Here is a 5,645-nt window from a genome sequence, read left to right as displayed (position 1 = left end):
AGTGCTGGGACTGTGTGTTCTGGTGTGAGCGGTTTGTGTGTCTGTTCTTTGAGAACTCAATAGCGTGTTTGTTTGTTTTTGATGATGCCAGCTTTTTATATTGCTGGGATCTCAACAATTTGTAGCTTTTTAAGCAGCTTTGTTGATTTCTTAGCCGGGTGATTGACCTGACCAAAACATAATTTTTGGAGAGTTTGATCCTGGCTCAGGACGAACGCTGGCGGCGTGCTTAACACATGCAAGTCGAACGATGAAGCTCCTGCTTGCAGGGGTGGATTAGTGGCGAACGGGTGAGTAACACGTGAGTAACCTGCCCCTGACTGCGGGATAAGCCCGGGAAACTGGGTCTAATACCGCATATGACACTTGGCCGCATGGCTGGGTGTGGAAAGTTTTTCGGTTGGGGATGGGCTCGCGGCCTATCAGCTTGTTGGTGGGGTAAAGGCCTACCAAGGCGACGACGGGTAGCCGGCCTGAGAGGGCGACCGGCCACACTGGGACTGAGACACGGCCCAGACTCCTACGGGAGGCAGCAGTGGGGAATATTGCACAATGGGGGAAACCCTGATGCAGCGACGCCGCGTGAGGGATGACGGCCTTCGGGTTGTAAACCTCTTTCAGTAGGGAAGCAGCCGCTTCGGCGGTGACGGTACCTGCAGAAGAAGTACCGGCTAACTACGTGCCAGCAGCCGCGGTAATACGTAGGGTACAAGCGTTGTCCGGAATTATTGGGCGTAAAGAGCTCGTAGGCGGTTCGTCGCGTCTGCTGTGGAAACGCAAGGCTCAACCTTGCGCGTGCAGTGGGTACGGGCGGACTAGAGTGCAGTAGGGGAGTCTGGAATTCCTGGTGTAGCGGTGAAATGCGCAGATATCAGGAGGAACACCGGTGGCGAAGGCGGGACTCTGGGCTGTAACTGACGCTGAGGAGCGAAAGCATGGGGAGCGAACAGGATTAGATACCCTGGTAGTCCATGCCGTAAACGTTGGGCACTAGGTGTGGGGCTCATTCCACGAGTTCCGCGCCGCAGCTAACGCATTAAGTGCCCCGCCTGGGGAGTACGGCCGCAAGGCTAAAACTCAAAGGAATTGACGGGGGCCCGCACAAGCGGCGGAGCATGCGGATTAATTCGATGCAACGCGAAGAACCTTACCAAGGCTTGACATACACCGGAATGTGCCAGAGATGGTTCAGCCCTTTGGGCTGGTGTACAGGTGGTGCATGGTTGTCGTCAGCTCGTGTCGTGAGATGTTGGGTTAAGTCCCGCAACGAGCGCAACCCTCGTTCTATGTTGCCAGCACGTCATGGTGGGAACTCATAGGAGACTGCCGGGGTCAACTCGGAGGAAGGTGGGGATGACGTCAAATCATCATGCCCTTTATGTCTTGGGCTTCACGCATGCTACAATGGTCGGTACAAAGGGTGGCGAGACCGTGAGGTGGAGCGAATCCCAGAAAGCCGATCTCAGTTCGGATCGTAGTCTGCAACTCGACTACGTGAAGTCGGAGTCGCTAGTAATCGCAGATCAGCAACGCTGCGGTGAATACGTTCCCGGGCCTTGTACACACCGCCCGTCAAGTCACGAAAGTCGGTAACACCCGAAGCCGGTGGCCCAACCCTTGTGGGGGGAGCCGTCGAAGGTGGGACTGGTGATTGGGACTAAGTCGTAACAAGGTAGCCGTACCGGAAGGTGCGGCTGGATCACCTCCTTTCTAAGGAGCATCACAGAAGCCCTCCGCACTGTGTGTGGGTGGGTTGTGGCCATGCAGGCGCCGTTCGTGTGTCTGGTGGTTGCTCATGGGTGGAACATCATCAAAGAATTTCCTGTTGCTGCTCACTGGTGTGGGTGGTGGTGGGTGCAGACACGCTGTTGGGTCCTGGGAGAACAGGCCCCTGCGGCCTTGTCGTGTTGCTGCTGCACATGTTTGTGTGTGGTGGTGGTGCGGTGGGGTGGTGGGTGTTTGTGTGTCTCCTTGGCCGGCCCTTCTCATGGGTCCCGCTGTGGTGGGGTGTGTGGGTGGGTGTCTGGTTGTGGATCATGGTTTTTTCATAGTGGACGCGAGCATCTGGACATCGCGGCTGTCCCTGTTTGTGGGGGTGGTTGTGGTGTTCTGTGTGATTTTTGTTTTGAGTGTTTCTTGTGTTATCCGACTCGCGCTGCCTTGCTGCTGTTGTGGTGGGGGGTGGTGTGAGTGTTCAAGAGCGCATGGTGGATGCCTTGGCATCAGGAGCCGATGAAGGACGCGGTAACCTGCGATAAGCCTCGGGGAGTTGGTAAACGAACGGTGATCCGAGGGTGTCCGAATGGGGGAACCCCGCGGCATGTTATGTGTCGTGACCCGCATCTGAATATATAGGGTGTGTGGGGGGAACGTGGGGAAGTGAAACATCTCAGTACCCACAGGAGAAGAAAACAATATGTGATTCCGTCAGTAGTGGCGAGCGAAAGCGGAACAGCCTAAACCGTGTGTGTGTCAAGCGTGCTGGTGTTGCATGTGCGGTGTTGTGGGCTCATCCGTCTCTCCTCAGCATGGGAGGGGCGCAGTTGTGTGGTTGTAGTCGAACACGTTGGGAAGCGTGACCGGAGTGGGTGAGAGTCCCGTAGACGAAACGGCTGCTGGCTGTGTGTGGTGATCGCCCGAGTAGCACGGGACCCGTGAAATCCCGTGTGAATCTGCCAGGACCACCTGGTAAGGCTAAATACTTCCTGATGACCGATAGCGGATAAGTACCGTGAGGGAATGGTGAAAAGTACCCCGGGAGGGGAGTGAAATAGTACCTGAAACCATGCGCTTACAATCCGTCAGAGCCTCCTTGTTGGGGTGATGGCGTGCCTTTTGAAGAATGAGCCTGCGAGTTAGCGGCACGTGGCGAGGTTAACCCTTGGGGGGTAGCCGTAGCGAAAGCGAGTCCTAAGAGGGCGGTCGAGTCGCGTGTCCTAGACCCGAAGCGGAGTGATCTAGCCATGGGCAGGGTGAAGCGATGGTAAGACGTCGTGGAGGCCCGCACCCACTTCAGTTGAAAATGGAGGGGATGACCTGTGGTTAGGGGTGAAAGGCCAATCAAACTCTGTGATAGCTGGTTCTCCCCGAAATGCATTTAGGTGCAGCGTTGTGTGTTGCTTACCGGAGGTAGAGCTACTGGATGGCCGATGGGCCCCACCGGGTTACTGACGTCAGCCAAACTCCGAATGCCGGTAAGTGTAAGCATGGCAGTGAGACTGCGGGGGATAAGCTTCGTAGTCGAGAGGGAAACAGCCCAGACCACCAACTAAGGCCCCTAAGCGTGTGCTCAGTGGGAAAGGATGTGGAGTTGCGAAGACAACCAGGAGGTTGGCTTAGAAGCAGCCATCCTTGAAAGAGTGCGTAATAGCTCACTGGTCAAGTGATTCCGCGCCGATAATGTAGCGGGGCTTAAGCACACCGCCGAAGTTGTGGCAATACCACGTGTAGCTGAGCCGGCATCCCTTTTGTGGGTGTTTGGTTGAGGTGTGGTATTGGGTAGGGGAGCGTCGTGTGGCCGGTGAAGCTGCGGGGTGACCCAGTGGTGGAGGCTATGCGAGTGAGAATGCAGGCATGAGTAGCGAAAGAAGGGTGAGAAACCCTTCCGCCGGATGACCAAGGGTTCCAGGGCTAGGCTAATCCGCCCTGGGTAAGTCGGGACCTAAGGCGAGGCCGACAGGCGTAGTCGATGGATAACGGGTTGATATTCCCGTACCGGCGAAGAACCGTCCATATCAAGGCGTATGAGACTAACCTCTTGATGCCCCTCCTTCACCTTCGGGTGGGGGTGTTTGGGTTGATGGTGGGACCTGAGTGCGTAGTAGATAAGCGTGTTAACAGGTGTGACGCAGGAAGGTAGCCGGGCCGCGCGATGGTTGTCGCGGTCTAAGGTTGTAGGACGTCCGGTTGGTAAATCCGCCGGGCATGTGTCTGAGAGCTGATGGGCGCCCACCTTTGGTGGGTGATCCGGTGATCCTATGCTGCCGAGAAAAGCATCGACGTGAGGTTCCAGCCGCCCGTACCCTATTACCGACTCAGGTGGTCAGGTAGAGAATACTAAGGCGATCGAGATAATCGTGGTTAAGGAACTCGGCAAAATGCCCCCGTAACTTCGGAAGAAGGGGGGCCATCCTGGTGATCCATCCTTGCGGTGGTGAGCTGGTGGTGGCCGCAGAGACCAGGGAGAAGCGACTGTTTACTAAAAACACAGGTCCGTGCGAAGACGTAAGTCGATGTATACGGACTGACGCCTGCCCGGTGCTGGAAGGTTAAGAGGACCTGTTAGACCACTTGTGGTCGAAGCGGAGAATTTAAGCCCCAGTAAACGGCGGTGGTAACTATAACCATCCTAAGGTAGCGAAATTCCTTGTCGGGTAAGTTCCGACCTGCACGAATGGCGCAACGACTTCTCCACTGTCTCAACCGCGAACTCGGCGAAATTGCACTACGAGTAAAGATGCTCGTTACGCGCAGCAGGACGGAAAGACCCCGAGACCTTCACTATAGTTTGGTATTGGTGTTCGGTATGGCTTGTGTAGGATAGGTGGGAGACTGTGAAGCATGCACGCTAGTGTGTGTGGAGTCATCGTTGAAATACCACTCTGGCTATGCTGGATTCCTTAACTTCGGGCCCTGATCGGGTCCAGGGACAGTGCCTGATGGGTAGTTTAACTGGGGCGGTTGCCTCCTAAAGAGTAACGGAGGCGCCCAAAGGTTCCCTCAGCCTGGTTGGCAATCAGGTGTCGAGTGTAAGTGCACAAGGGAGCTTGACTGTGAGACGGACGTGTCGAGCAGGAGCGAAAGCTGGGACTAGTGACCCGGCCGTGGATTGTGGAATCGCGGTCGCTCAACGGATAAAAGGTACCTCGGGGATAACAGGCTGATCTTGCCCAAGAGTCCATATCGACGGCATGGTTTGGCACCTCGATGTCGGCTCGTCGCATCCTGGGGCTGGAGTCGGTCCCAAGGGTTGGGCTGTTCGCCCATTAAAGCGGTACGCGAGCTGGGTTTAGAACGTCGTGAGACAGTTCGGTCCCTATCCGCTGCGTGCGTAGGAAATTTGAGAAGGGCTGTCCTTAGTACGAGAGGACCGGGACGGACGAACCTCTGGTGTGCCAGTTGTACCGCCAGGTGCATGGCTGGTTGGCTACGTTCGGGAAGGATAACCGCTGAAAGCATCTAAGCGGGAAGCCTGCTTCAAGATGAGATTTCCTTTGAGGTGCCCTGTAGACGACAGGGTTGATAGGCCAGATGTGGGAGCGCAGCAATGCGTGGAGCTGACTGGTACTAATACGCCGATCACTCACCTACTTTGCACACCTTTCAAAAGGGGTGTGACTCTTACCGCGACGTTTGTTGTGGTGGGGTGGTGCGGGTCGGGTAACACAAGTTTATACACTCGTGTTGGTCACTGTGTGTTCGCGTCTACTATGAGAAGAGTTGTCCATGTGGCCCCCTGGTGGGGGTTGGCATGTGCACACGCCCCCCCCCTTGTTTTTGTGGGGTGTGTGTCCCGTGTTTTTGCGGTGGTTATAGCGGTGGGGAAACGCCCGGTCCCATTCCGAACCCGGAAGCTAAGCCTGCCTGCGCTGATGGTACTGCACTCGATAGGGTGTGGGAGAGTAAGACACCGCCGCAATACTTTT

At 56.0% G+C, this 5,645-nt stretch carries 3 rRNA genes; all 3 read left to right on the top strand.

Going from position 1 to position 5,645, the window contains the following annotated elements:
* Window positions 1-182: 182 nt before the first annotated feature.
* The 3 genes from JFC09_RS16145 (at window position 183) to rrf (ending at window position 5,638) form a co-directional block, all read left to right on the top strand.
* Window positions 183-1,710, top strand: a 16S ribosomal RNA gene (locus tag JFC09_RS16145).
* A 474-nt stretch (window positions 1,711-2,184) separates the two neighbouring features.
* A 23S ribosomal RNA gene (locus JFC09_RS16140) occupies window positions 2,185-5,310 on the top strand.
* Between the two features lie 211 nt (window positions 5,311-5,521).
* Window positions 5,522-5,638 (top strand): 5S ribosomal RNA (gene rrf, locus JFC09_RS16135).
* Together the 16S, 23S and 5S rRNA genes form the textbook arrangement of a ribosomal RNA operon.
* Window positions 5,639-5,645 lie beyond the last annotated feature (7 nt).

Origin of the sequence: Brevibacterium yomogidense (genome assembly GCF_016107685.1) — a bacterium.
In the GTDB taxonomy this organism is placed as follows: Bacteria; Actinomycetota; Actinomycetes; order Actinomycetales; family Brevibacteriaceae; genus Brevibacterium; species Brevibacterium yomogidense.
This window is presented reverse-complemented; position numbering and strand designations above follow the sequence as displayed.